Here is an 883-nt window from a genome sequence, read left to right as displayed (position 1 = left end):
CACCGCCGTGGCAATCCCGTATGTGGCCGTGAACTTTATTCCTCAGTCGGATCGCTCAATTGTGTTTCTCGATTACTGGCTACCCAATGGTGCCAAGATTGAACAAACCTCGGCAGACATGCGCAAAGTTGAAGAATGGTTGGTCGCACAACCAGAAGTGGAAAGTATCTCTAGCTATGTCGGCACCAGTGCACCTCGCTTCTCGGTAACGGTAGAGCCTGAGCCGCTCGACCCTGCCTACGGTCAGATTCTGATCAACACCAAAGACTACGAGAGCATCAGTCACTTGGTAACGCGTGGCGATGATTGGCTGAAAGAGGCGTTTCCGGATGCCGAACCTCGCTTCCGAGCGCTGAAGCTAGCAACCAAAGATAAGTTCGCGGTTGAGGTGCGTTTTTCTGGTCCGGATGAAACCGTATTGCATCAACTAGCGGCGGAAGCGAAAACGATTTTTGCTTCAAACCCTGATGCAAAATACATTCGCGATGATTGGCGCCAAGAAAGCAAAGTGCTCAAGCCGATTCTAAACCAAGACAAAATGCGTCAAGCAGGAATTAACCGCGCCGATGTCGCTTTCGCGCTAAAACGTGCATCAGACGGCATGCCGCTCGGACAAATGAACCTGAATGATGAGCTGATTCCAATTCAGTTACGTGGCACATCGCAAAACATGGCGTCACTAGAAACGCTACCTGTGCGCTCTCTACTTGGCTTTAACAGCGTTCCACTTGGTCAAGTGGTGGATGGATTCGAACTGGTCACCGAAGAGAGCATGATTTGGCGACGCGACCGCGTGAAAACCATCACGGTTCAAGCGGGTGTGAGCCGGGACTCCACACCAGCGAACGTAAGAAATGCCATTAAAGATCAGGTTGAAGCTATC

Annotated in this window: 1 protein-coding gene; it reads left to right on the top strand. The window is 51.1% G+C overall.

Annotation, left to right across the window (positions count from 1 at the left end):
- On the top strand, positions 1-883 hold an 883-nt coding region (locus R8N49_RS25820; RefSeq protein ID WP_318190296.1), incomplete at both ends, for an efflux RND transporter permease subunit.

The organism is Vibrio sp. 1978 (assembly GCF_033344345.1).
This window is presented reverse-complemented; position numbering and strand designations above follow the sequence as displayed.